Source organism: Shouchella shacheensis, assembly GCF_001484965.1.
In the GTDB taxonomy this organism is placed as follows: domain Bacteria; phylum Bacillota; class Bacilli; order Bacillales; family Bacillaceae_D; genus Shouchella; species Shouchella shacheensis.
The window spans coordinates 125975-150952 of sequence record NZ_LLYY01000003.1 but is presented as its reverse complement, the minus strand read 5'-3'; the positions used below and the strand labels follow the sequence as shown (position 1 = coordinate 150952).

Annotated in this window: 23 protein-coding genes and 1 other annotated feature; of the genes, 7 read left to right on the top strand and 16 right to left on the bottom strand. The window is 46.3% G+C overall.

The window, feature by feature from the left end; all coding sequences use genetic code 11:
- Nucleotides 1-84: 84 nt before the first annotated feature.
- The 8 genes from ytfJ to ezrA form a co-directional block, all read right to left on the bottom strand.
- The gene (gene ytfJ, locus AVZ68_RS06945; protein ID WP_059103795.1) at nt 85-534 is read right to left on the bottom strand and encodes a GerW family sporulation protein; all 450 of its coding nucleotides are present in this window, start codon (nt 532-534) and stop codon (nt 85-87) included.
- Between the two features lie 24 nt (nt 535-558).
- Nucleotides 559-1248: a DUF2953 domain-containing protein gene (locus AVZ68_RS06940; protein ID WP_059103794.1), complete on the bottom strand. Its 690-nt coding sequence runs from the start codon at nt 1246-1248 to the stop codon at nt 559-561.
- Between the two features lie 91 nt (nt 1249-1339).
- The gene (locus tag AVZ68_RS06935; RefSeq protein ID WP_082676359.1) at nt 1340-1918 is read right to left on the bottom strand and encodes an RDD family protein; all 579 of its coding nucleotides are present in this window, start codon (nt 1916-1918) and stop codon (nt 1340-1342) included.
- Nucleotides 1919-1931: 13 nt separating this feature from the next.
- On the bottom strand, nt 1932-2924 hold the full coding sequence (gene sppA, locus AVZ68_RS06930; RefSeq protein ID WP_059103793.1) for a signal peptide peptidase SppA: 993 nt from the start codon (nt 2922-2924) through the stop codon (nt 1932-1934).
- Nucleotides 2925-3143: 219 nt separating this feature from the next.
- Nucleotides 3144-3347 carry an alpha/beta-type small acid-soluble spore protein gene (locus AVZ68_RS06925; RefSeq protein WP_059103792.1) on the bottom strand — a complete coding sequence of 68 codons (204 nt, stop codon included), beginning with the start codon at nt 3345-3347 and terminating at the stop codon, nt 3144-3146.
- A gap of 78 nt (nt 3348-3425) precedes the next feature.
- Nucleotides 3426-4634: a tRNA uracil 4-sulfurtransferase ThiI gene (thiI, locus tag AVZ68_RS06920; protein WP_059103791.1), complete on the bottom strand. Its 1209-nt coding sequence runs from the start codon at nt 4632-4634 to the stop codon at nt 3426-3428.
- Entirely contained in the window at nt 4631-5773 is a 1143-nt protein-coding gene (locus AVZ68_RS06915; protein WP_059103790.1) for a cysteine desulfurase family protein, read from the bottom strand. Before AVZ68_RS06915 ends, thiI begins: the two co-directional genes overlap by 4 nt.
- Nucleotides 5774-5868: 95 nt before the next feature.
- The gene (gene ezrA, locus AVZ68_RS06910) at nt 5869-7572 is read right to left on the bottom strand and encodes a septation ring formation regulator EzrA (RefSeq protein ID WP_059103789.1); all 1704 of its coding nucleotides are present in this window, start codon (nt 7570-7572) and stop codon (nt 5869-5871) included.
- A 272-nt stretch (nt 7573-7844) separates the two neighbouring features.
- Between ezrA and hisJ the strand changes: the two genes are divergently transcribed.
- Entirely contained in the window at nt 7845-8645 is an 801-nt protein-coding gene (gene hisJ, locus AVZ68_RS06900) for a histidinol-phosphatase HisJ (protein ID WP_059103787.1), read from the top strand.
- Here hisJ and refZ read toward each other — a convergent pair.
- Complete coding sequence (gene refZ, locus AVZ68_RS06895; RefSeq protein WP_059103786.1) at nt 8632-9276, bottom strand: forespore capture DNA-binding protein RefZ; 645 nt, start codon at nt 9274-9276, stop codon at nt 8632-8634. The genes hisJ and refZ overlap by 14 nt on opposite strands.
- Before the next feature lie 214 nt (nt 9277-9490).
- Here refZ and AVZ68_RS06890 point away from each other — a divergent pair, with 214 nt between their 5' ends.
- Together AVZ68_RS06890 and rpsD are read left to right on the top strand one after the other, a co-directional pair.
- The gene (locus AVZ68_RS06890; RefSeq protein WP_059103785.1) at nt 9491-9982 is read left to right on the top strand and encodes a GAF domain-containing protein; all 492 of its coding nucleotides are present in this window, start codon (nt 9491-9493) and stop codon (nt 9980-9982) included.
- A 220-nt stretch (nt 9983-10202) separates the two neighbouring features.
- Nucleotides 10203-10805, top strand: a complete 603-nt coding sequence (rpsD, locus tag AVZ68_RS06885; RefSeq protein ID WP_059103784.1) for a 30S ribosomal protein S4 — start codon at nt 10203-10205, stop codon at nt 10803-10805.
- A 97-nt stretch (nt 10806-10902) separates the two neighbouring features.
- Here rpsD and tyrS read toward each other — a convergent pair whose 3' ends face one another.
- Complete coding sequence (gene tyrS / locus AVZ68_RS06880) at nt 10903-12144, bottom strand: tyrosine--tRNA ligase (protein ID WP_059103783.1); 1242 nt, start codon at nt 12142-12144, stop codon at nt 10903-10905.
- A 44-nt stretch (nt 12145-12188) separates the two neighbouring features.
- Nucleotides 12189-12404, bottom strand: a binding site (T-box leader).
- A gap of 127 nt (nt 12405-12531) precedes the next feature.
- Here tyrS and AVZ68_RS06875 point away from each other — a divergent pair.
- Entirely contained in the window at nt 12532-14799 is a 2268-nt protein-coding gene (locus tag AVZ68_RS06875) for a transglycosylase domain-containing protein (RefSeq protein ID WP_059103782.1), read from the top strand.
- Nucleotides 14800-15098: 299 nt separating this feature from the next.
- On the opposite strand, the gene acsA is transcribed toward AVZ68_RS06875, so the two are convergent.
- Nucleotides 15099-16808 (bottom strand): acetate--CoA ligase, encoded by a 1710-nt coding sequence (gene acsA, locus AVZ68_RS06870; RefSeq protein WP_059103781.1) that lies wholly within the window; start codon nt 16806-16808, stop codon nt 15099-15101.
- A gap of 210 nt (nt 16809-17018) precedes the next feature.
- Between acsA and AVZ68_RS06865 the strand changes: the two genes are divergently transcribed.
- The 3 genes from AVZ68_RS06865 to AVZ68_RS06855 are packed head-to-tail and all read left to right on the top strand — an operon-like array spanning nt 17019 to nt 19591.
- Entirely contained in the window at nt 17019-17651 is a 633-nt protein-coding gene (locus tag AVZ68_RS06865; protein ID WP_059104030.1) for a GNAT family N-acetyltransferase, read from the top strand.
- A gap of 30 nt (nt 17652-17681) precedes the next feature.
- A complete protein-coding gene (locus AVZ68_RS06860) occupies nt 17682-18431 on the top strand; it encodes an acetoin utilization AcuB family protein (RefSeq protein ID WP_059103780.1) in 750 nt (249 codons plus the stop codon).
- Nucleotides 18428-19591, top strand: coding sequence for an acetoin utilization protein AcuC (locus AVZ68_RS06855; RefSeq protein ID WP_059103779.1), 1164 nt, complete (start codon nt 18428-18430; stop codon nt 19589-19591). Before AVZ68_RS06860 ends, AVZ68_RS06855 begins: the two co-directional genes overlap by 4 nt.
- A gap of 208 nt (nt 19592-19799) precedes the next feature.
- Here the strand turns inward: AVZ68_RS06855 and ccpA are convergent, their stop codons facing one another.
- The 5 genes from ccpA to murC all read right to left on the bottom strand — a co-directional run bounded on the left by ccpA (nt 19800) and on the right by murC (nt 24841).
- The gene (gene ccpA, locus AVZ68_RS06850; protein WP_059103778.1) at nt 19800-20798 is read right to left on the bottom strand and encodes a catabolite control protein A; all 999 of its coding nucleotides are present in this window, start codon (nt 20796-20798) and stop codon (nt 19800-19802) included.
- A gap of 408 nt (nt 20799-21206) precedes the next feature.
- On the bottom strand, nt 21207-22295 hold the full coding sequence (locus tag AVZ68_RS06845) for a bifunctional 3-deoxy-7-phosphoheptulonate synthase/chorismate mutase (RefSeq protein WP_059103777.1): 1089 nt from the start codon (nt 22293-22295) through the stop codon (nt 21207-21209).
- 164 nt (nt 22296-22459) lie between these two features.
- A complete protein-coding gene (locus AVZ68_RS06840; RefSeq protein ID WP_059103776.1) occupies nt 22460-22912 on the bottom strand; it encodes a YtxH domain-containing protein in 453 nt (150 codons plus the stop codon).
- Entirely contained in the window at nt 22905-23360 is a 456-nt protein-coding gene (locus tag AVZ68_RS06835; protein WP_059103775.1) for a DUF948 domain-containing protein, read from the bottom strand. Before AVZ68_RS06835 ends, AVZ68_RS06840 begins: the two co-directional genes overlap by 8 nt.
- Before the next feature lie 188 nt (nt 23361-23548).
- Nucleotides 23549-24841: a UDP-N-acetylmuramate--L-alanine ligase gene (murC, locus tag AVZ68_RS06830; RefSeq protein ID WP_059103774.1), complete on the bottom strand. Its 1293-nt coding sequence runs from the start codon at nt 24839-24841 to the stop codon at nt 23549-23551.
- Nucleotides 24842-24978: the final 137 nt, after the last annotated feature.

Here is a 24978-nt window from a genome sequence, read left to right as displayed (position 1 = left end):
TTGATTACACCTGCTTACAGTTTAAAAAGAAACCCTTGGGATTTACTCAATCCCAAGGATTTGACAGTTGAAAGGTCTCTTTCGTTAAGCGAGCGGATCCTCTTTCTGCTGGAATTCACGAGGCTGCGTATTGCTCCCGTTTTCCCCACCTAACATTTGCTGAATTTTTTCTACGGCTTGAGGAGCAAGGTCTAACAGCTTTTCGTACAAGTGAGTGGTGCTATCGAGATGCACCATTTTGATGCCGCGACTATTAACAACAAGAAAAGCAATGGGTGTGATTGATACGCCGCCACCACTTCCTCCTCCAAACGGATGCGCCTGTTCTTCCAGCTCCCTTGCATGATGTAAGGACGCTTCTGTGTGAAACTCACTGCCTCCAGCGGCAAATCCGAATCCCACTTTCGATACGGGCATAATCACGCTACCATCAGGGGTTTCAACGGGATCTCCTACAATCGTATTCACATCGACCATCTCTTTCAAATTTTCCATGGCCGTTTTCATTAATCCTTGAATTGGATGCTCTGACATAGCTACCTCCTTGGTTAGCCTCCTCTAACTTGAAACGCCTGTTTCCTTGTTAGGGGCGGCCTTTGTTTTCGGACGTCTCTTCCAGCCTAATGCTAAAGCGAGACCTGCGCGTATAGCGTGCCCGAGTCGGAAGGAAAGCATGCATGAAAAATAGAGCGCAAATCCAGAGGTTTGAAAATGCGGGGTGACCTGAAGCTTCGGGTCGGTTCTCCACAACATCTTTCGCGTTAGCCAGCTGGACACTAGCCCCTTTATGGCCCACAATGCCCCAGCAAGCTGAGCGGTGGCTGCAGCGTCGCCCACGCCCAGTTCTGTTTTCCAGCAAAAATGGTGTACGTGCACTTGAGCCAAGAAACGATCCGCTTTCTTTTTAAGATGAACGACATGCCTCAATAACGCTTGAGCATCATGCCAAATGTTGAGCACCTTTTTCAACGTCCACTTTTTCGTCTTTTCCTCTTTGGCGCCCATTGTATCCGTCTCTTCTTTCATCATGAGCGAGCCATCCTCTTCGTTCCACTCCATCACCGATGTTTCCAGTGTATAAATAGGAATTCTCCATGCCGTAATGCGTGCCGTTAAAAGATCTTCTTTATACTGATGCGAGTATGTGATTTGTACAGTGATTTTGGCCAACATCAATAGGATAAAGAATAGGATTAGCCCAGCCCCAATGATAAACAGTATAATGAGTAGTCCGTTTCCTTCATTCATCCCTCGGCTTCCTTTACGAGTAAGTTACTTCTAGGCTCCCCTTATCTCTACCAAAATAAACCTGTCAGCAGCGCTGACAGGTTTAAACTCGTCATTCATCAATATGCACAACATAGGTTTCGGCAAAAAGATCGTGAACTCCCTGTTTCTTCGGATGGAAGGTAACGACAAGATAAACAAGCATGAGGATGTATTGACCAAAGATAGGAGCTTGATGCAGGGCGCGCCCTGCTCCCTCTCTTATCACCACATCCATCCATGTAAGCTTCCCTCCGTCCACCCGAACAACTTTAATTCCGAAAAGCATCTTGCCCAACGTCTGCCCGAAACACTTGGTCATCAGTCCAAAGTATAAAAAGAAAAACAGGGCGTACAACATGCTAGGAAGCAAAAACGAACTTACAAAAAAAGCAACCACAGAGGACACTGATTCAAACGCATCCACCCATGTCCAAAGCAGAGCTCCCGTTAAGGATGTGAGCAGGAGCAAATCAAGCAAAAACGCCCAAACCCTCATCCAAAACCCAGCGTACCGAACAGAAGACTGAAGTCCCTTTCGCTCCTGCTGCTCTTCTTTTGTCTCCTGCCCCTTCAGACGATTTCGGCTGCGCAAACGTCCATTTCGCCACGGTTCTTTTGGGAATGAACGTGGTTTCACACTTTGATCCATCATTCATTCCTCCTTATTCAAACGTTTGTAAGTACAACGCCCGTGGCTGATTGTATTCCACCAGCTGATGAAGTACATCGGACTCTGAATGAACGTTTGGCAATCGATCACTGAGGAAATTCATCCAGCTTGGCATGCCCGAAGGCCGTGTATAGGAAATCACCTCATAATCGCCTCCTAGTTCCGTACGCAAAGCCTTAATGGTGTCATCCAATGTTCCGATTTCGTCAACAAGACCTTCTTCCAAGGCCTGCTCTCCCGTATACACCCGTCCGTCCCCAAGCTCTCGTACACGTTCATCGGACATGCCACGCCCGTCTGCAATGACGTTGACGAAATCGTCATAATACTCATCCACGATGCCTTGAAGGATGTTTTCCTCTTCTTCCGTTGCGTCTCTGGTCGGTGACAGGATGTCTTTAAATGGGCCGCTCTTATAGACAATCTCCTCAACACCAATATTATCAAGTAGTTCAGAAATGTTGTAAGAGCTCATAATGACGCCAATCGATCCTGTCAAGGTCTGTGCGTTGGCAAAGATTCGCTCCGCAGGCGCTGCTAGATAATAGCCCCCGGAGGCAGCTGTGCCGCCCATCGATATGTAGACTGGTTTGTCATACTCCTCCTGAGCCTCGACCACAAGGTCATGAATTTGTGCACTTTCAAGAACACCACCTCCGGGACTATCTACGTTAAGGACAATCCCTTCCACAGGATTCGATTCCATCGCCTGCGTTAGTTGATTTAAAAACACTTGATGGTTATAGCCCCCTGATGTAAATAAAGAGTTTTCTTCGCCACTGTTAATGATCAGCCCATTCACATCAAGTAAGGCAATTTGACCATTGCCACTTCCCTCTTGAACAACAACCTCCCCTCCACTTTCTGAAAGGTTAAACGTCTCTTGGGGATTGAAACTTACAATTGCCACAATAAGCGAAATGACTCCTGAAACTAGTAGCACTAGCGCCGAAACGCCAAGAGCTATCCACCGCCTTGCTTTCATCAGCTCACTCCCTGCTTATAATTCTGCTTGCCAGTTACCTTAGTTAGCTTATCATAAACAACTTGTCCTCAGAAACAATTTAGCCGTTGAAGGTCGTCATTTACAATTTTCATTCACTATCGTTGGTGTGAAACTTGATACCAAACTTTTCCAAAAGCATCCTTTTTGCAAACCAAAAAGGGGCGGGGAACACCCCGCCTCTTTAGTCATGTTATAAAATTATCGTTGAGAGCCGTTCATTTGCTGCTGAGCAGTTTGAACTAGACGCTTGGTGATTTCGCCACCTACAGACCCGTTTGCGCGAGATGTAGAGTCAGCACCAAGGTTTACTCCGAATTCAGATGCGATTTCATATTTCATTTGGTCAAGAGCTTGTTGTACACCAGGCACAACAAGTTGGTTTGAGTTGTTGTTGTTAGCCATGTGTCTCACCTCCTTCGGTACTTATAGAATGACTCGAGAGGGGTGAAAACATACATGCTTCTTCATTGGTAAATATTTTTAATTAAAAAGGTCATCGATGGCCGCTTCTGCCTCTTGCACACTCTTAATTGTAACCGTTTCTGTGTTGGTGACAGCGGCAGCGCAGGTTTCTTCAATTTGAATGAATTGCTCAAACTTCGCCGCACCTTCTCGCTTTGGCTTTGTCTTGGAGTCGGGCGGCAAGAAGATGGTGCAACAATCCTCATATGGCAAAATGGAGATTTCATAGGTGCCGATGCGCTTGGCATAGTTAATCACGTCTAGTTTGTCCATCGTTACAAGTGGGCGAAGAACGGGCAGTGTCGTCACTTCGTTAATCGTGTTCATGCTCGCAAGCGTCTGTGAAGCCACTTGACCGAGACTCTCCCCTGTCGCGATAGCAAGGATTCCACGGTCACTTGCAATCCGCTGGGCGATGCGCATCATCATGCGGCGCATAATCGTCATTTCATAATTACTAGGAATCTCCTTATGAATATGCGTTTGAATTTCTGTAAATGGAACGAGATGAAGATTGATATTTGTGCCATAGCTTGTAAGTGCTCGTGCTAAGTCCATGACTTTCTGCTTTGCCCGCTCGTTTGTATAAGGGGGACTGTGAAAGTGAATCGCTTCGATTTCCGCTCCCCGTTTCATGATCATATGTCCAGCAACAGGAGAATCAATTCCGCCGGACAGCATAAGCAACACTTTGCCACTTGCTCCTACAGGCAGCCCCCTCGCTCCCTCATAAGCCCCGGCCGTTATATACGTCCCCGACTCCCGCACTTCTACGTTGATCTCAACATCTGGAGTGTGCACATCGACACGAACGGCGTTGCTGCTCCTTCGCAGAACATAGCCGCCGATTTCGCGGTTCAACGTCTGTGAATCGATCGGAAACGGCTTATAAGCTCTGCGTGTTGTGACTTTGAAAGTTTGCGCCTTGTTTCCCTCTCTGAGCATGAACGCTGCGCCTTTTTGCATTGCCTCGACCTTGTTTTCAACACGAAGCGCAAGGCTATACGAATGAATGCCAAAAACGTTGGCTAGTGCCTTTGTCACCGATTCATGCTGCTGCCCATGAAGTTCTACGACAATTCGTCCGAATGTGCGTTTCACCTTTACATCTTCAAAAATCGACAGTGCTTGTCGTATATTCCGAACGAGGAGCTTTTCGAACTCTACACGATTTTTTCCTTTTACCCCAATCTCGCCATAACGTATAAGAATATGGTCCATCTTCATGTCATCACCTCCATTAGTTCTGGTATTGTCGTATTCAAGGCACGGGCACATTCGATGACCTCCTCGTTCGTTGTTTCAAAAGAGAAACTAATGCGAATTGCGCTGCTTGCACCATCTTCCGTATGTCCCGCTCCAATGAGAATTCGACTGGGTTTCATTGTCTTGGAAGAGCATGCAGACTGCGAGGAGACGTAAATGCTTTTGGCTGCAAGCGCTTGGACAAGCACCTCCGCCTTCATTCCTCGCACGGAGAAATTAACGATATGTGGGGCGCCCTGAGTACTCGGTGAATTGATTTCACACGATGGCACTCGCTTAAGCTCATTTATAAGAAGAGAACGGTTCGCTTCGAGCTGTTTTATTCCTTCTCTAGACTGCTTCATTGTAAGCTGTAAGGCCTTTGCCATTGCCGCAGCTCCAGCAACGTTTTGTGTTCCCGGCCTGAGTTGTTGCTCCTGCTCCCCCCCTCGTAGCAAAGAGGTGAGCAACCGTTTATCGCGTACATAAAGCAGCCCGGTTCCTTTTAAACCGTGAATCTTATGGCTTGAAAGCGTTAAAAAGTCAATATGCGCTTCGCTGATCGAGAAGAAAACTTTGCCAATGCTCTGCACAGCGTCCACGTGAAACTTGATTGTAGGATGTCCCTTTAGCAAGTGACCAATCTCCTCAATCGGCTGAATCGTCCCAAGCTCACTTTGGACATGAGCGATCGTGACAAGAACCGTATGCGGCTTGATGGCCTTCTCGATTGCCTCTACGCTTACGCTCCCTTCACCATCCACCTCGACATAAGTGACCTCCACCCCTTCCTTTTCTAGAGCCCTGACGTTTTCGTATGTCGACGCATGCTCCACTGTTGTTGTGACAATATGTCTGCGCTTTGCCTTCCTTCCTCTCACCATCCCTTGAATGACAAGAGAATTGGACTCTGTTCCGCCCGAAGTAAAAATAATCCCTTGCGGAGGGCATTCGAGCTCTTTTGCTATGGTTTCTCTTGACTTTGTAAGGACTCGTTCAGCTTCCACCCCTAGTGTGTGCAACGAAGATGGGTTTCCGAAGTAAGAAGTCGAAACCTTATTATACGTCTCAAGAACCTCCTTGTACGGTCGCGTTGTCGCGCTATTATCTAGATAAATCACGGCTTCTCCCCTTTTTATTTGCTAACGTCATGGTAGCACAATTGTTTTCATTCCAAGTGAAAAGAGCTTCCTAGTAACCACTAGGGAGCTCTTTCTTAAGCACTCTCACGTGCGTGTTTGGTCGCTTTTTCTACAATATCTGGCTCATAGGCTTCGACAGCATCTGCTGCACAATGAATCGCCTCTTCGTATTCAAAGCGGCGGAAATGTTTCTCTGCATCGTGCAAGGAACGCCGCGTTTTTTCGCTTTTGTTTCGGTGGCGATTGCTATACTGAAGGAGAAGCTCGGCGACATGCGCACTCTCTACGATTTCGCTGACCAGAATCGTATTTTCTTCAACCGACTTGATCGCTTTTTCCACAAGTTCTCGCACCTTTTCCATTTCCAGCGGCACTTGATCCAGTTGTGTCGTGGCCTGGCGAATATGCTCCTCCCCTTCATTAAGAGCTTCAATGGAAGAGACGGGTACACCAGGAATATTGCTTTTCTGGAGCGTCCGTTTCGATTCAAGCATAATGGCACGTAAACGTTCGATGGTCTCTTTTGCTTTAAGCTCCTCTTTTCTCAGGTCATGGAGCTTATCAATGCCCGCCTCAATCTCCGCCTGAACCTTCTTGATCTCCGTGTGCCACTCTTCAACCATGTCGGAAATGGAAGCGAACGTTTGCTTTTGATTTTCCGTGACATCCACAATAACATACAGCTGCTTTTTCAAGTCCGCGATCTGCTTTTGAACCGCCTCTTGAATATACGTTTCCTCTTCAGCGAGCAAGTAGCTTTTCTGTACATGCGCAGTTTCCCGAAGCAGTTGCTGAAGCTGCGCGTCCGCGTGTTGGATTTGCTCTTTTAATCCAGGAATTTGCTCCGTTAGCTTTTGCTTGAATAACACTTCTTCTTCTAAGGTGGAGTAGATGCTCTCCATTTGCTCCTGAACAAGAGTCAATCGTTCTGAAGCCTCGTCAGCCCTTAACTTTTCTAAATCTTCGAGCGCAAGATCCAGATCAGATTGAAATTCCTGCAGACGAGGCTCAAAGGAAAATGGTTCAAGTTGGTACCCACTCTCTTTCATTTGCGCTATTCCTTGCTGCAAGTTACGCAGATCAGCCGGGATCGTCGTTCTCGCCTGTACTAGGAGCTTTGGAATCGCCTTGGTTTTCTCGCGAAGTTCATGCAATTGGTTCTTCATCCCTAGTAGCTGCTTGCGCGCCTGTAAGTAGCTTCCACCATCCATCGCCTGATCGAAAGAGACAAGCTCCGCTTTCAGTTCACTCATTTGCTGATCAATGGCCGGCAAACTCTCGCCAAACGATCCGCGTTTTTTTAGAAGATCGCTCGCTAAGGACTGGTACTGTTGTTTGACCTCGCCAATTTCGGCTCGGTTCTTCTGCTCTGAGGAGACAAGATGCTCAATGTCCTCCACTATCACATCGAGTTGGTTCTCAACGGTCTCCACCCGGTTCGCCGTCCATGTAATTAACTGTTTCGCTTTATTAACACGGTACTTCCCCGCTAGATCTTCAATCTCAATCAACTGCTTTTCGATGTCGGGGAGAATCGTGTCGACAATTTCATTCCAATCTCGACGCCAGGCCTCAAACTTCTCTTCGGTTTCCCCAGACATTCGGAGCTTCTTCACTCTTGCAATTTCCTCAGAAATATTACGGTTAAGTATGCTAATTTTTCTTCCATCCAGCTGGTCGACTTCTTTATGAATGTTTCTTCTCACGTACATACTGCCAAGCGTGAACGCGCAAACGATAACGATAATGGAAATAACAATAGTTATGAAATAATCCACGTAAAACTCCCCTCTACGGTTGCTTTGCCTCAAACAAAGATGCTAGAGCTCGTTCCTCTTTGAGAGGTTCATCATAGGAAAAAGCAATCCTTTCTTTTTCCTGATATGTATGTATAATAATGCACAAACTTTCAACAACCATATCATAAGTCTTTTCATACGTCATATGATACCATGAAAGCGAGGGTTTGTGTTCACTTTCGCTACACTCCCGTTCGACAAATTTCAACGCAGAGAGGCACTCCTCTCATTTTTCTGCAGGAGGTATACCAATGCTCATAACAATAGATTCCCATGTCCATACACCTTACTGCCCTCACGGCTCCCCGGATCGACTTGCTGATTATTGTGAGCAAGCCATTAAACAAGGGATTCATACGCTCTCGTTTACAGAGCATGCACCCCTCCCCCCTTCTTTTTCTGACCCTGTTCCAGACGCCGACAGTGCGATGAAGCCCAATGATCTTGTTTGTTATCTTGAAGATGTGGCAAAGGTCAAAAAAGAATACGCAGAGCATTTAACCGTCAAGCTTGGACTAGAAGTTGATTATCTTATAGGGATTGAAAACGAAACGAGGGCATTCTTGAATGAAGTCGGACCGCTGCTTGATGACAGCTTGCTTTCCGTTCATTTTCTAGAGACAGAGGAAGGATTTCTTTGTTTGGACTACAGCCCGGAGATGTTTGAGCTACTCGTAAAGAGACTCGGAAGTGTGGAGGCAGTACATAAGCGTTATTATCAAACCGTTCAAGCGTCCATTTCTGCCAATCTCGGGCCGCACAAGCCAAAGCGGATCGGTCATATGACGCTTGTCCGAAAATTTATTCAGAAATTCCCTACAACTGCTAGTTTTCATAACGAAACAGACCTCATTTTGCAACTTGTGAGAAACCAAGGCCTTGAACTCGATTATAACGGGGCTGGGATACAGAAGGCGTTTTGCAAGGAAACCTACCCTCCGAGGGAGATAGCCGTCCAGGCTGCTCGTATGAACATCCCACTCGTCTATGGGTCGGACGCTCATACAGCGAAAGGACTGCTTTCAGGAAGAGATTTCCTTATTTCGATTTAGCAAGTTTCACATATACACGTTTCCCTGGTTTCTCTTGCTCAAAGAGGATCGCCTGAAGCAAGCGGCGGACATGCTTCATATAGCGCGTGGTGAAGCTTGGTTCCGCTGGCGTCAATTGATAAAGCTCACGCATGTACTGTGGAGAGCTAAAGGGAAGCGTGATCGTATTTCGCAGTTGTATTACAAGCAAATCGACTGGTTGCCGCGTGAATATTCCCTCGTTCATTCCTCGCTTTAGAAGGTGCTCGAATACATATTTTTCTTTGCGTAAGTATGTTGTCATAAGTTCACGCACAAGCGTGGAATCAAGAGTCATTTCCCGGTGCGCCATTCGTGCGAGCCAGTGGTGGGATTGCTGATACTTAAGCAATTGAAAGAGAAGTTCCTCGAATAGCTTGTCAATCGGTAGATCCAAATGACGAAAGGTCTCTATCGTCTTAACATACCCTTCAAAAAAATCCGTCATTAACGATTCAAACAGTCCCTGCTTTCCCCCAAAATAATAGGAAACAAGTGCTGCATTGACTGAAGCTTCTTTCGCGATGTCCCTTACTGAGGTTCCGTGGTACCCTTTTGCGTAAAAGAGATAGGTCGCTGCGTCACGGATCATCAAACGCGTCGTTTCACTCAAGAGCAATCCCTCCTAGCTTGTCACTTTCAAAAAACCGCGGCTCAATGAAAGTTCCTTATTAGACTTTATTCGCCTCCCTCCTCCACATTCCCTTTAGTATAAAGCCGTTTTTCCTGCAATACTTTTAGACAAAAAGTGCAGAAATTCGCTTATTTTGCCGAATCGAAAAGACTCATGTAAACTAATACACAACTTGAGAATGTGGGGGTTACAAATGTTTGAAAAAAAAGCGTACAACAATGAACGTTCAGCTGATTACGATCTCCTCAAGAAGCAGCTTACAGCTCTTCTTGAGGATGAACCGGACGTTCTAGCCAACTTTGCGAATGCGAGTGCACTCTTAGCGCAGTTTCTACGGGACGTAAACTGGGTCGGGTTCTATTTTTTAAAGGAAGAGGAGCTCGTTCTCGGCCCGTTCCAAGGCTTGCCCGCTTGTACTCGTATTCCTATTGGAAAAGGCGTCTGTGGTACCACCGTTAAAAACAATGCAACAATGCGCGTAGCCGATGTCCATACGTTCCCAGGTCATATTGCCTGCGACGCTGCCTCAAACTCAGAAATTGTCGTTCCTGTGCGTGCAAACGGAGAGGTCGTTGCCGTACTTGATATCGACAGCCCGCTCAAAAACCGCTTTTCGGAAGAGGAGCAAACGGAGCTAGAAGCTTTTGTGCGGGTTCTGGAAAACGCCGTGTACGCGCCCCATTGACAAGCGTGCCAACAAAACGTATAATAGCCTTCGTGTGAGTGACAGCCACGGCAAACTGAAGGTAAGTTCATTTTGTTCCTCAAGCGGCTGAGTAACCTGAGGTGTATCCTGTAACTTCTAGCTGTCGAAGCGAAGATACATGAAAACAAAATGGCTATGTTCGGAGATTGTCAGGTAGGTTGTTATTTTGCAACTTCAAAATAACAAGGAGGAGACAACGATGTCTCGTTACACAGGTCCATCTTGGAAACTGTCTCGTCGTCTTGGTGTATCACTAAGCGGCACTGGAAAAGAATTAGCAAAGCGTCCTTATGCCCCAGGTCAACACGGCCCGAACCAGCGTAAGAAGCTTTCCGAATACGCACTTCAGCTTCAAGAGAAGCAAAAGCTTCGTCACATGTACGGAGTTAACGAACGCCAATTCGTTCGTATGTTTGAAACAGCTGGCAAAATGGACGGCATCCACGGTGAAAACTTCATGATTCTTCTTGAGTCTCGCTTGGATAATCTCGTGTACCGTATGGGGCTTGCACGTACACGTCGTGCCGCTCGTCAGCTTGTGAATCACGGCCACATTCTTGTCGATGGTGGGCGCGTAGACATCCCGTCTTACCGCGTGAAGCCAGGACAAAGCATCTCTTTGCGCGAGCGTTCAAAAAACTTGAGTGCTGTAAAAGAATCACTTGAAGTGAACGACTTTACACCAGCATTCGTTACTTTGGACGAAGAGAAACTTGAAGGCACATACTCTCGTTTCCCAGAGCGTTCTGAACTTCCTGCGGAAATTACAGAAGCGCTTATCGTTGAGTGGTACTCTCGTTAATCGATCGATCAAAAACCCCCACCTGCTCTCAGGAGCAGGTGGGGATTTTTTCATCCTGTAGAAAAAGCGGTGCCCCTTAAGAGTCACCGCTATCTTTTTACTTCGTCAGTTTTACAAACTTACGCTTCCCAACCTGTACAATCATCCCGTCCTCAATCGTGAGCACTAGTTGAATATCCGTCACTTTTTCCTCGTTCACTTTTACACCGCCGCCTTGAATCATGCGACGTGCTTCACCCTTGGAAGACTGCATCTTAAGTTGAACGAGAAGGTCGATAATAGATACTTGGTCGGCGCCAGTCCACTCAACCACAGGGATGTCATCCGGCAATGTACGTTTTTGAAAGACCGTCTCAAAGTAAGACTGCGCCTCTTTCGCTGCCTCTTCCCCATGGTACATAGAGACAAACGTGCGCCCAAGCGCCTGCTTTGCATCACGCGGGTGCACGGAACCGTCCGCAAGACCTTTTTCAAGCGCCTCGACCTCGCTCATCGGCACATCAGTCGCCAGCTTGTAGTATTTTACCATTAGCTCGTCAGGGATCGACATCGACTTCCCAAAGATCTCATTTGGTGATTCATCAATGCCAATGTAGTTATTAAGCGACTTCGACATTTTACGTATACCGTCAAGTCCTTCAATGAGCGGAAGTGTCATAGCCACTTGCTTTTCTTTTCCGTATGCCTCCTGTAGCTGCCGTCCCATTAAAACATTAAACGTTTGATCCGTGCCGCCAATTTCAATATCCGTCCCCATCGCAACAGAGTCATAGCCCTGCATAAGCGGATAAAAAAATTCATGAACAGAAATGGGCTGACCGGATTTATACCGTTTGTTGAAATCTTCACGTTCTAGCATCCTCGCCACTGTCATGTTCCCGGCCAGGTTAAGAACGTCTTCAAACATGAGCTCACTCAGCCACTCAGAGTTGTAGTAAAGTGTTGTTTTGCTCATATCTAAGATTTTACCGTATTGCTTTACGTAGGTTCTAGCATTTTCTTCCACTTGATCGCTTGTTAGCACTTTCCTCGTTTCCGATTTTCCGGATGGATCGCCAATACGTCCGGTAAAGTCGCCAATAAGCAGCTGAACCTGATGCCCAAAATCTTGAAACTGTCGCAGCTTCTGCAACGGCACCGTGTGCCCTACATGAACATCCGGGGCCGACGGGTCCATGCCTAGCTTGATGTTAAGCGGCTTCCCCGTCACAACCGCCTTTTCAATTTTTTTACGAAACGCTTCCTTGGGCACTACCTCTACCACGCCACGCATTAGCGCCTCCACTTGAGCATTCACTTGCTGTTCCTGTTTTTCCGACAATGTAAATCCTTCATCCATTTCCTACTTCCTCCCTTTTCAAATACAAAAAAAGCCCGCTCCCACTAAGGAACGAACTTGTCGCGGTACCATCCTCATTGAAACAGGTCTACTGTCTCCCACTCGGTTGATAACGGTCTCCCGTTTTGTTAAATGATACACACCCAACAAAAAAAGCTCCAGGCTGTAATTCTGAGGTGTGCGTGCGCTGGTTTCCACCGACCACCAGCTCTCTGTAAGCTACTGTCACTCCTCATACTTCGACCCTTCGTCGCTTTTGCCTATAATAATGTTTTAGTTGTACCATATAATTCTAAAGTGTGTCAACGTCCTTCAATTCATGTTTCGGTTCATAGGTTACGATCTCCAATTATGCTATACTAAACATACTATACGAGGGGGGAGAAGATGAAGCAAGTTCTTAACCGTGTAAAAAGCGTTTGGAAGGCCTTCACGGCAAAGCTAGAAGACATTCGACTCTTTCATAAGATAGGCATTGTCTATCAAGTTGCATGGAACTTATTCTTATTAATAGTGATTATCGGCTTCTTGTCACTGTTTTTTATTGGTGGTACGGCCGCTGGATATTTCGCCTCACTTGTGAACGATGAACTTGAGCATAGTGAGGAAGATATGAAAAATCAGATTGGCAGTCTCCAACAAACGAGTGAGCTTTATTTTAATGATGAGGTCTATCTCGGAAAAATAAGGACCGACCTTGAGCGCGAGGAGGTTTCGTTGGATGAGATCAGCGATCATTTAAAAACGGCGCTTATCGCCACAGAGGATGAGCACTTCTACGAACACGAAGGCATCGTCCCTAAAGCCATCTTACGGGCAACGATGCAAGAGTTTGCCAACTCTACCGTTCAAACGGGCGGAAGCACCCTCACGCAACAGCTTGTAAAACAGCAAATTTTGTCGAGCGAAGTTTCTTTTGAACGAAAAGCAACCGAAATGACACTGGCTATGCGTCTTGAAACGTTTATGAGCAAGGACCAAATTCTTGAAGCCTACTTGAACGTTGCCTCGTTTGGGCGAAATGCTTCTGGACGTAACATTGCTGGAGGAGAAGCCGCAGCCCAGGGCATCTTCGGAATCCCTGCGAGCGAGCTTAATCTGGCACAATCCGCCTACATAGCAGGCATGCCCCAAAGTCCGTACGGTTATACGCCTTATACAACAGGGGGTGACGTGAAAGAAGACTTAAGTCAGGGATTTAATCGCCAAGCCACTGTTCTTTCTCGCATGTTCACCGGCGGCTTCATATCCGAAACAGAATACGAGGAAGCTCTCGACTACGATTTAACGGAAGATTTTATTGAGAGCTCTCCTTACCCAATGGAAGAGTATCCGATTCTTACAGAGGAAATTATGCGTCGTGCGACCCAGCTTCTCGTGCAGGAAACGCAAGAAGATGATGATGACTATAATTACGAGGATGCCCAAAACGATCTGGCCACCAACGGATACCGCGTCTACACGACAATTGACAAAGACATGTATGAGGCGATGAACGATGCTGTGAATACGGATGAGCTGTTCGGCCCTAATAAAAGCGAGCAACGTGAGGAAGTCGGTTCAATGCTCATTGAAAACAGTAGTGGCGCGATTTTAGGCTTTGTTGGTGGGAGAAGCGAAGGAGACTTGGACCATTTATTTAACCACGCGACTCAGGCCAATAGGCAAAGTGGCTCGACAATGAAGCCCCTTCTCGCTTACGGACCTGCGATTGAGGCAGGCGTGACTCAGCCTGGATTAGTAATCCCGGACACACCTGAATGGTACGAAAATGACGATGAAATTACTAACGTTGACTTTAGCCACTTAGGGAACCTGACTGTACGTGAATCTTTAGCACGTTCCAGAAACATCCCAGCAATCCGAGCCGCCCGCGAAGTCCCACAGGAGGTAAAAGAAGAAACGCGCCAGTCGTTAGGCTTTACTAATTTTGAATATGTCGTTGAATCGACTCCGCTTGGCCCACATGCCATTACAATTGAACAAAACACCAGCGCCTACAGCGCCATGGGCAACAACGGCACCCGTGTTGATCCCTATTTAATTGACCGTATTGAAGCACCGAACGGCGACATCATCTACGAGCACGAACAAACAGAGCATACGGTTTTTTCTCCACAAACCAACTACTTACTCGTCGACATGCTTCGCGATGTTATGTATAGTGACTACGGAACGGCACGAGGAGTGCCTAGTCAACTGGACTTTTCCGCAGACTGGGCAAGCAAAACGGGAACGACCAACGAAGTCGTTGATTCGTGGTTTATGGCTACAAACCCGGACGTCACCTTGAGCACGTGGATTGGCTATTCGGGAGAGTCTCAGATTGGCATAGAGAACGGTGTGAATGGATTAAGCCATGGCCAGCGCACGCAACGAATTTGGGCCAACATCGCCAACGCTGCTTACACAGTAAACCCCAACTTGTTGACGGCAGACGGGGACCGCTTTTCTCAACCCGACGGCATCGTAGAGGAAACGATTTGCAGCTTAACAGGCGATTCCCCAGATGAGGCGTGTGAAGAGGCAGACATGGTCAATACAGATTTGTTTGCAACAAGTGCACTGGACTCGTTGGAAGAAATAGCCTCCCGTTTTTCCGAGGAAATAGAGGAAGAACAAGAGGAAGAGGAAGAGGAGGAAGAAAGTGACTAATCCTCAGATTACCGAAAAGCGTAGGTGGTTGCCAGAAGCGAGAATTTTGGAGACTCAATAAAAGAATCCCGGTCTTGGGTTTCGTTATTGGGGCGAAAAATCTCGACGCTTCTACCTGCCGGAGCTAGACATAGAAAAGCGTAGGCGCCCTGCTCACGAGCGACAAGTTCTGGAAGAACGGCAGTATCAAGCCGCTTGTTGGCTTGATCTGGCGGTCTGAAGAAACCTCGAGCGAGTGGGCGCCGGAGCTAGACATAGAAAAGCAGCTGAACTCTAGGGCACAGCTGCTTTTTCTTTTATTAATCTTCCATTGTCGACAAATCGCCTGTTGGCAAGTCAAGCTCCCATGCCTTAAGCACTCGGCGCATAATTTTTCCACTGCGTGTTTTTGGCAGCTTTTCCCGGAATTCCATCTCTCTCGGAGCAGCATGGGCGGACAAGCCTTTTTTAACAAATTGACGAATCTCTTCTTGTAAGTCTTCGGTAACCTCGTAGCCATCTCTCAAGGCAATAAAGGCTTTAATGATTTCCCCTCGGATGGGGTCTGGCTTTCCAATGACACCTGCTTCTGCCACCGCTGGGTGCTCGACAAGCTTGCTCTCCACCTCAAACGGTCCGACTCGTTCCCCAGCTGTCATAATCACATCGTCAATTCGACCTTGGAACCAGAAGTAGCCGTCCTCATCCATATAGGCCGAATCACCAGACACATACCAGCCATCAATCTCAAAATAGCTTTTGTATTTCTCTTCGTTGTTCCAGATCGCGCGCATCATCGCTGGCCAGCCTTTTTGAATCGCCAAGTTCCCCATACGATTCGGCGGAAGCTCGTTTCCTTTATCATCGATGATTGCGGCATGAACACCTGGAATTGGCTTCCCCATCGATCCCGGCCGAATGTCCATCGCCGGATAGTTGCAGATCATCTGCGCACCGGTTTCGGTCATCCACCAAGTGTCATGGATACGCAGATCAAAGACTTCCGCTCCCCAGCGCACCACTTCGGGATTCAACGGTTCACCGACACTTAAAACATGGCGCAGCTTCGAAAGGTCATATTTCTTTACAATTTCATCCCCCGCGCTCATAAGCATGCGGAAAGCGGTGGGTGCACTGTACCAGACGGTTACGCCGTAACGCTCGAGTGTTTGGTACCAATCATCAGGTGAAAAACGACCACCGCGTACAACATTTGTGACACCCGCAAGCCACGGACCAAAGATTCCGTATGACGTTCCTGTGACCCAGCCTGGATCGGCCGTGCACCAGTAAACATCTCCATCCTGAAGATCTAGAACCGTCTTAGCAGTTTGGTAGTGCTGAACCATTGCATCGTGTACATGGAGAACGCCTTTTGGCTTGCCAGTAGATCCTGACGTGTAGTGAAGAATGAGCCCATCTTCTCGGTCCACCCATTCAAGCTCCAATTCTGTGCTCGCATTTTCTAGGCGGGTATTAAAATTCAAAAATGCCCCGTTATCCTCATAATTTTCACTTGAAACAAGGACGGTTTCAAGCGCAGGCAAATCATCAAAAGGGACTCGTTCAAGTAAATTTGGTGTTGTTATAAGTGCTTTCGCTTCGCTATTTTCCAAACGATCGCGAACAGCCCCTTCCATGAAAGCCTCAAATAATGGGCCAACGATCGCGCCTAACTTAATGGCACCAAGCAGCCCAAAATATAGCTCAGGGGAACGTGGCATAAAGATAAAGACGCGATCGCCTTTCTTCACACCTTGTTCTTTTAAGACATTTGCTGCTTTATTGGAGTGCGCTTTCATTTCTTTAAATGTATACGACTCATCTCTGTTTGCGTCGCTATAATAAAGAGCCACTTGGTCAGCTTTATCTCCTTCTGCAAAACGATCGATCGCCTCATAAGCGAGGTTCACTTTCCCTGTCTCATGCCAGCAAAAGGCTTTCTCTACCTCTTTCCAATCAAATTTTTTAACTGCTTCTTCATAGTTGTTTAAGTTATGCGTTGCGTTGCTTTTAGGTAGCGCTTTCATATGGCATTCACACCTCTCACTCTCTAATTTACTTCATTATAGTATATGATTTTAAGAGTTTCAAATGTTAAACACTGGCTATTCAAATTTAGACATACCCTTGAGCCTATTCTGATAATTACTCCAACATTCCCCCTAAAAGTTTTTTAGCACGCTACTAGTGTGTATAATAAGATTAGAAGCTTACTATATAAAAGGTGGTTGTACATGGTGCAGCATAAAAAGACGGTTATCAAAGAAGAACACCCCACCGCAAAAGATGTTCTTCTTTTAGAAGGACCCTTAACAGGAGCTGAGCTAGAACGATATGATTTCCATGAAGACTTAACCTCCTTTCGCCCATCTGAAGAACAAAAAAAAGCGCTTGTTGGAATTGCGGACTTGCCCGAGGGCAGAATCAATGTCGTCCGCCTAGGGAAACAAGTCGTTGGCTATGTGACTTTTGTCCATCCAGACCCTTTAGAACGCTGGTCTGAAGGAAACATGGACAACCTAATTGAACTTGGCGCCATTGAGATTGCTCCTGATTACCGAAGTCATGGTGTCGGGAAGCAACTTTTGCGCATGTCAATGAAGGACGATGCGATGGAAGACTATATTATTATCACAACTGAATATTATTGGCACTGGGACTTAAAAGGGAGCGGTCTAAGCGTATGGGAGTACCGCAAAATGATGGAGAAGATGATGAACGCAGGTGGATTGACATGGTTCGCCACGGATGACCCCGAAATTAGCTCACATCCAGCTAATTGTCTAATGGTACGAATCGGGAGCCGCGTCAACCAGGCTTCACAAGAGCAATTCGACCAACTTCGCTTCATCAACCGCTTTATGTATTAAGAAAAGCGGAGGAGGATCGCTCAGAAGCGATTGAAAGAACTATTAATTGCTACTACACCTCATTCTCATAATGACAAGGAGGCAAGCTGGGTACAAAAAGAGGAGCGCAGAGCGCCTTTGTATACCAGCAATTTTATGAAACTAAGCACGCTCATGCACACCAACGTTTATACATTGTATCAGAGTAGCACTCTTGCAGAAGCGATTTCTTTAATGGAAACGAAAGCCATACGTCACATTCCAATTGTCGATGAATTCGAAAGCGTCATAGGAATGCTATCCGACCGTGATATTCGTGATATCCGTCCTTCCACCCTCATGAAGGAGAAGGACAGAAAAGCATTACTGGAACCGATTTCAAACTTAATGAAGACGCCAGTTTTAACTGCTCATCCAGAAGATGATATTCAGGAAGTAGCAAAAATGTTTTATCAAAATAAAATCGGCTGCCTTCCTGTGGTCAATAGGGAGAAGCTTGTGGGCATTTGTACGGAGTCTGACCTATTGCAACGGCTGACTGAAATCATAGGCTGCACCCAGCCTAGCTCCCTTATAGAAGTTCGGGTTGTCGATCAACCGGGGAAGTTAGCAGAGATAGCGGGCATTTTTAAGCGGCTCAACATGAATATTACCAGTGCGCTAATGTATACAAGCCAGCTCAACGGTCACGTTGTTCTTTCTTTTAGGGTCGAGACGATTGATCCTAGAAGAGCGATTGAAGAAATAAAAAAAGAGGGGTATGAAGTCCACGGTCCCCGCCTTCCAGGAGTAGAGGAATGAAAAAAGAGGCGGCACTTATTTACGGGACTAGCGCGCACCCCTATAAATTTCATGACTCTCATCCCTTCCATCCACTGCGGCTCGAGCTAACGTATAGCTTGCTTGTAGAGATTGGTGCCCTAAATGACGAGACTCCACTCATTAGCCCCAGATTGGCAACCGATGAAGAGCTGTCATTCATCCATGACCCAGATTTCATTGAAGCTGTTAAGCTAGCGAGCAAAGGAGAACTTTCCGATTCAATGGCCGCTGCGCACGGTCTGAACACCGAAGATACGCCGATGTTTCATCAAATGCATGAAGCAGCTGCGTATCTCGTTGGCGGTACACTGAACGCCGTCGATGCCGTGATGAGTGGAAACTATCAGCATGCCTTTCATTTAGGTGGAGGGCTTCATCATGGATTCCGTGGACGTGCTTCCGGCTTTTGTGTCTATAATGACTCCTCGATCGCTATAGAATATTTAAAACAGCGCTACAATGCGCGTGTCCTCTATATCGACACAGACGCGCATCATGGAGACGGCGTCCAGTGGGCATTTTACGATGATCCCGACGTTTGCACACTCAGTCTTCATGAGACCGGACGATACTTGTTCCCGGGAACTGGGCATGTGACAGAAAAAGGAACTGGAAAAGGGTATGGAACGTCGATCAATATCCCCCTTGATGCGTTTACGGAAGATGACTCGTTCATTAGCGTCTATGAGAAAGCATTTCGCGAGGTGGCTGATTTTTTTAAGCCAGACATTATTGTTACACAAAACGGCGTGGACGCTCATCATCTTGATCCACTTTCGCATTTACACTTTTCCTTGAAAAGTTATCAAGCGATTCCTACGCTTGCTCATGAGCTTGCACACCAACACTGTGATGGTCGCTGGGTAGCGATTGGTGGGGGTGGCTATGACAAATGGCGCGTCGTTCCCCGCGCCTGGGCCTTGATTTGGCTGGAAATGACGAATCAAACCGAGCTTGCATTTGGAGCACTCCCAAAAGAGTGGAGAAACATGTGGGAGGAGCAGGCAGAGGAGCCTCTTCCCATGAACTGGCCAGACCCGGACGTCACGCCCATTCCACGCCGCACAGAGATTACAGCTAAAAACGCGCAAACGCTTGAGAAGGCACTCTATCATATTCGAACTGAAAAACAACGATAAAAAAACCAGCTCCTTTTCATGAAAAGGAGCTGGTTTTTTGCGCCTAGCTCACCAAGCCACAGGACGTGGTGCTTGCGAACAAGATTCTCGCTTCGGCGGGTAGAAGCTCGAGATTTTTCTCCCTGACAACGAAATCCAAGGTCGGGATTTCTTTTTGTCAAGTCTCCAAGATTCTCGCTTCTTAACAACCCGCCTGCGTTTTTCGAAGTTATTTCGTTGAACCACGGTGCTCGATACGGTGAGGCAATTGAATGGTTTGCTCTTCGACTTCTTCTTTATTCATGAGCTTGGTTAACAAGCGCATAGAGACTGCCCCAATGTCATAGAGTGGCTGAACAACCGTCGAAAGCGTAGGGCGGACCATCGTAGCCAGCCTCGTATTGTCAAAGCCAATCACTTCATAATCGTTCGGGACTTCAAATCCACGGTCCTGCGCCCCGTGAATAATGCCTAGGGCCATTTCATCATTAGAAGCAAACAGCGCAGTCGGTTTATCTTCAAGCGCTGTAAATGTGTCCATAGCCTCCATCCCGGAGTCGTACGTGTAATCACCGATAACAATGAGGTTTTCGTCGAATTCAATGTTGGCTTTCTCCAATGCTTGACGGTAGCCGGCGAATTTTTGATAGCCGTTCACGGGATCTTCAAGTGAGCCGCTAAGCATTCCAATTCGCTTATGTCCCTTTTCAATCAATGCCATAATAGCGTCTTCTGCAGCTTGCGTATAATCTATATTTACAGAAGGCACTTCACGGTCATCGCCTAAGGTTGCCGCAAGCACGATCGGCACAGGCGAACGCTTAAACTGTTCTTGATGTTCCTCTGTAATCTCCCCGCCCATGAAAACAATGCCGTCTACTTGTTTTTCAAGCAAAGTGTTGATCAGGTGAATTTCTTTGTCCTTGTTTTGATCCGAGTTACAAAGAATAATATTGTACTTGTACATCGTAGCAATGTCTTCGATTCCGCGGGCCAGCTCTGAAAAGAAAATGCTCGAAATGTCAGGGATGATCACCCCTACCGTTGTTGTCCGTTTGCTCGCAAGCCCCCTGGCCACGGCGTTCGGCCGGTAACCAAGGCGCTCGATGGCCTCCAAAACTTTTTTTCGTGTCGTCGGCTTTACATTTGGATTGCCGTTCACTACCCGGGAGACAGTTGCCATCGACACGCCTGCTTCTCTTGCTACATCATAAATGGTTGTGTTCATTCCATTCTGCTATCTTCAGCCTCATTAGAAATGAGGACCCTACTTACAAATAGCAGCCTTCTCCTCCTTTTTACACTAGGATGTGTGTTGTTCAGTATATCCCAATCATTTCTATTGCAAAACGTTGCTGTTTTTCAACAATACAATCCTTTCATTTCCATCTTACGACAGCAACCCCGCTGGTGCAATGACTTGTACTTAAATTTTCCTTGATCGTCATAAAACAAACACTTGCATGAACTGTCTTCTGCAATCATGAAAAACAGACAGCTATATTTTACTATAACAGTTAAAAGAGTTCAATGAAAACGCGTGTACTTCAAGCATTCCCTTTTCAGCAAAATTTATGCCTATTCATGTAAAAAAGACAGCTTCCCGAGTCGTAGGGAGCTGCCTTTCAATTCTTCCTCATGCTTTGGCCGACTGTTTGTACAAACCAGAGGCTTCAAGCTCATCAAGAAATGAGTTAAACTGTTCAATATTCATCTGCTGAGCAGAATCTGAAAGAGCAACTGCAGGATCTGGATGGACTTCTGCCATCACTGCGTCAGCACCAATCGCGAGAGCTGCTTTCGCTGTCGGAAGAAGGAGGTCCCTCCGCCCTGTTGAATGAGTCACATCGACAAGGACAGGCAAGTGAGTCTCTTGCTTTAGAATTGGGACCGCTGAGATATCAAGCGTATTGCGTGTTGCCTTTTCATACGTGCGAATGCCACGCTCACACAGCATTAGCTGCGTATTGCCTTTAGAGACCACATATTCAGCTGCATGAATAAATTCTTCAATCGTGGCTGAGAGGCCTCGTTTCAAAAGGACAGGTTTATGGACGGAACCAGCCGCTTTTAACAGTTCAAAGTTTTGCATGTTGCGAGCCCCAATTTGGATGACATCAACGTAATCGAGAGCTGTCTCAATGTCAGCCGGAGTAACAATCTCACTAATTACGGCCATATCAAGTTCATCTGCAACGCGCTTTAAGATTTTCAGCCCTTCGACCCCAAGCCCCTGGAAGTCATACGGCGAGGTTCTTGGCTTAAAAGCGCCGCCACGGAGGAGATTCTCCCCCCGTGCTTTCATCGCTTTTGCGACCGTTACCACTTGCTCGTAGCTTTCAACAGAACAAGGGCCTAACACTAAGCGCTGCTTCCCGTCTCCGATAAGTTCGCCCTTTACATTCACGGTCGTATTTTCAGGTTGTTTCTTCCTAGAAACAAGCAACGCTTTGCTGTTGTCTTCTTCTTGTAGCTCTAAACCTGCTTTAAAAATTTGTTTGAAAAGATGCTGAAGTGTAGCTGTCTCGAACGGTCCTTCATTGTTCTCAGCAATATGATCAAGCATTTTTCTCTCGCGGACGGGATCGAATCGGGTTACACCTTGTTCTCTTTTTAAGTCGCCAATTTTCTTAACAAGACGAGCTCGTTCATTGATCGTCTCTAGAAGAGATAGGTTCACCTCATCCAGCTGATTTCGAAGTTGATCTAACTGTTCGTTACTCATACTCCCACTCCCTGTTTTTTTGTGTCTACTTGAAAGTTGTATTAAGTATATCTAATATCGAGCGAAATGTCACGACTTTTTTCTTTATTAGTTGAACGCTTTTAAGCACTAAAGTGATAAGCGATAAAAAAGAGGAGCTTCACTTTAGAGCTCCTCTTTTATGCTTACTTTTTGGTTTCTTGCATTTCCTGCTTTACCCTTGCCTCTGCATCGTCCACTTCTTTTTTTACATCTTCTGCGATGGTCTCGCCTGATTCTTTGACTGTTTCTTTTAAATCTTGTGCAAGGCTACCTGCATCATTAGCCACAGTTTCAGCCTCAGACTTAGCAGATGCCGTCAAGTCTTTTACTTTATCAACCACCTGCTGAGATTGATCGGAAACAGTTTTGGCGATGTTGGTGGACTTGTCTTTGGCCACATCGACCCACTGATTTCCTTTTTCGTAGGCATCGGATGTAAGCTGTGAGGTTTTTTCCTTCGCCATATGGGCTTGTTCACTAAGATCCCCTCTTAGCTCTTTTCCTGACTTAGGGGCAAGGAATAACGCCGTTGTTGCCCCTACGATTCCTCCAATTAAGGTCCCAATCAAAAAATCTTTCGTATTCATGTCACTCATTATGACCTGCCTCCTTCGTTGATTTGCTCTCAATTTGTTGCTTCCTTTGTTTAAACTTTGTATAGAAATCCAAAACAGCTTGGCCCCATTGAACAGCTTGGGCCACTGTTTCAGCATTTCGTCCTGTAGTATCGTTTACTTTGGTAGAAACGCGACGAATCGATTGATTGACATTTTTCACCGAATCTCCAAGGTCCTTTACAGAATCAAATACGACGTGAATCGTGTCAGATTTTCTTTGAATGTCCTCTGCTAAACGATTGGTTTTTTGAAGCAGCTGCTCAGACTCAGAGCTGATCCCCTGGAGCTGCTTTTCTAGTGCCTCGACAGTCGTCGCCGTATGCTCCAGCGTTTTTTTTGCTGATTTAAGTGTCTGTATCAAATAAATGCAAAGAATAGCAAACGCCAGTAACGCAATGGATCCGCTTATGTAAAGAAATAGTTCCATGTCTTCACCCCCTCATCATCTACTTTACCCCAGATGAAAGAAATCAAACCTTCCATTTGTGATTGATTTAAAGGGGATTATCTTTAATTCGACACAATCACAAGAATTCCTGCTCCGTTTTCAATAAAATTGAGTAAGGCCCCGAAACCATCTCATGGGGGAATAAATGAGATGGTCTCTCTTTCTTCTTATAGGTTTTCATAAGCTTCCTGGTATTTTTGAATGTCACCTGCGCCCATGAATAATAGAACAGCGTCTTCATGTTTCTGCAATTGCTCAATCTCCTCTTCAGGAAGAAGCAGAGAGCCCTTGACAAGATCCTGTAGATGCCCGATTGAGAGTGAACCAGCATTCTCTCTTGCAGACCCAAAAATGTCACATAAATATACGTGATCCGCCCCGCCTAAGGCAGTGGCAAAATCATTTAAGAACGTTTTTGTGCGCGAATACGTGTGAGGCTGAAAAATCGCTACAAGCGGGCGGTCTCTATATTTCTTCTGAGTGGCCTCAATGGTTGCGGCAATTTCCGTAGGGTGATGAGCGTAGTCATCAATAAGAATTTGCCTGCCTAAAGGCTTCTCTGTAAACCTTCTTTTTACGCCGGTAAAGGTATTTAAGTAGCTCGTTAACGCTTCTTTAGGGATCGCTTCATAATGGCAGAGCGCCACAACAGAGAGCGCATTTAACACACTGTGGTCCCCATACCCAGGCACTTGGAAGGAGCCGTACAAGTCTCCTCGAACGTAGACATCAAACATTGTGCCTTCCTTAGTGCTTTCAATATTTTTTGCTTGGAAATCATTGTCTTCCCCGAGCCCGTAGTATAAGATTGGCACATTGGCATGAAGTTTTTGAAGATATTCATCATCTCCGCACGCAATAATGCCTTTTTTGACTTGCTTTGCCATTTCTTGAAAAGCATCAAACACATCATCCACATTCGCAAAATAATCGGGGTGATCAAAATCGATATTGGTCATCACACAATAATCTGGAGAGTAATTTAAGAAGTGACGACGATATTCACACGCCTCAAACACGAAATAATCGGCGTTCTTCACCCCTTTCCCTGTGCCATCTCCAATTAAATACGAGGTAGGCCGAGCCGAGCCAAGAACATGTGACAACAAACCGGTTGTTGAGGTTTTTCCGTGGGACCCGGTAACGGCGATGCTTGTAAAATTCTCAATAAATGAACCAAGAAATGTTGGATAAACATCCACTTGAAGCCCAAGTTCCTTTGCACGGACGAGCTCTTCATGGCCGCTTTCGTACGCAGCCGACACAATGATATGCTGTCCTTCTTTAATATTATTCTTACTAAATGGCAAAACCGTAATCCCTTTTCTTTCTAAAGGCTTTTGTGTAAAAATCTCATCGCTAATGTCAGAGCCCTGCACGTCTTCTTGCATATCATCGAGAATTTGTGCAAGAGCACTCATGCCCGACCCTTTTATACCCGTAAAATGATAGGTTGTCATCGGTGAAACCTCCAGTCTTCACGATTCGGGGACACATTCACCCTGAACCATCTCCCTGCTTTCTTTTGTATTGCCTACATCCACTTCTGTATGTCGGATATTGGGATCACCAGTCTCTCATCAGTATATGTGAGGGA

Coding starts and splice junctions, on each gene's coding strand:
- AVZ68_RS06855 (WP_059103779.1), top strand. CDS start 18,428: ATGAAAAAAGAGGCGGCACTTATTTACGGGACTAGCGCGCACCCCTAT.
- AVZ68_RS06845 (WP_059103777.1), bottom strand. CDS start 22,295: ATGAGTAACGAACAGTTAGATCAACTTCGAAATCAGCTGGATGAGGTG.
- acsA (WP_059103781.1), bottom strand. CDS start 16,808: ATGAAAGCGCTACCTAAAAGCAACGCAACGCATAACTTAAACAACTAT.
- hisJ (WP_059103787.1), top strand. CDS start 7,845: ATGCTCATAACAATAGATTCCCATGTCCATACACCTTACTGCCCTCAC.
- AVZ68_RS06925 (WP_059103792.1), bottom strand. CDS start 3,347: ATGGCTAACAACAACAACTCAAACCAACTTGTTGTGCCTGGTGTACAA.
- murC (WP_059103774.1), bottom strand. CDS start 24,841: ATGACAACCTATCATTTTACGGGTATAAAAGGGTCGGGCATGAGTGCT.
- AVZ68_RS06875 (WP_059103782.1), top strand. CDS start 12,532: ATGAAGCAAGTTCTTAACCGTGTAAAAAGCGTTTGGAAGGCCTTCACG.
- tyrS (WP_059103783.1), bottom strand. CDS start 12,144: ATGGATGAAGGATTTACATTGTCGGAAAAACAGGAACAGCAAGTGAAT.
- ccpA (WP_059103778.1), bottom strand. CDS start 20,798: ATGAACACAACCATTTATGATGTAGCAAGAGAAGCAGGCGTGTCGATG.
- AVZ68_RS06835 (WP_059103775.1), bottom strand. CDS start 23,360: ATGGAACTATTTCTTTACATAAGCGGATCCATTGCGTTACTGGCGTTT.
- thiI (WP_059103791.1), bottom strand. CDS start 4,634: ATGAAGATGGACCATATTCTTATACGTTATGGCGAGATTGGGGTAAAA.
- sppA (WP_059103793.1), bottom strand. CDS start 2,924: ATGAAAGCAAGGCGGTGGATAGCTCTTGGCGTTTCGGCGCTAGTGCTA.
- AVZ68_RS06890 (WP_059103785.1), top strand. CDS start 9,491: ATGTTTGAAAAAAAAGCGTACAACAATGAACGTTCAGCTGATTACGAT.
- AVZ68_RS06840 (WP_059103776.1), bottom strand. CDS start 22,912: ATGAGTGACATGAATACGAAAGATTTTTTGATTGGGACCTTAATTGGA.
- rpsD (WP_059103784.1), top strand. CDS start 10,203: ATGTCTCGTTACACAGGTCCATCTTGGAAACTGTCTCGTCGTCTTGGT.
- AVZ68_RS06940 (WP_059103794.1), bottom strand. CDS start 1,248: ATGAATGAAGGAAACGGACTACTCATTATACTGTTTATCATTGGGGCT.
- AVZ68_RS06935 (WP_082676359.1), bottom strand. CDS start 1,918: ATGGATCAAAGTGTGAAACCACGTTCATTCCCAAAAGAACCGTGGCGA.
- ytfJ (WP_059103795.1), bottom strand. CDS start 534: ATGTCAGAGCATCCAATTCAAGGATTAATGAAAACGGCCATGGAAAAT.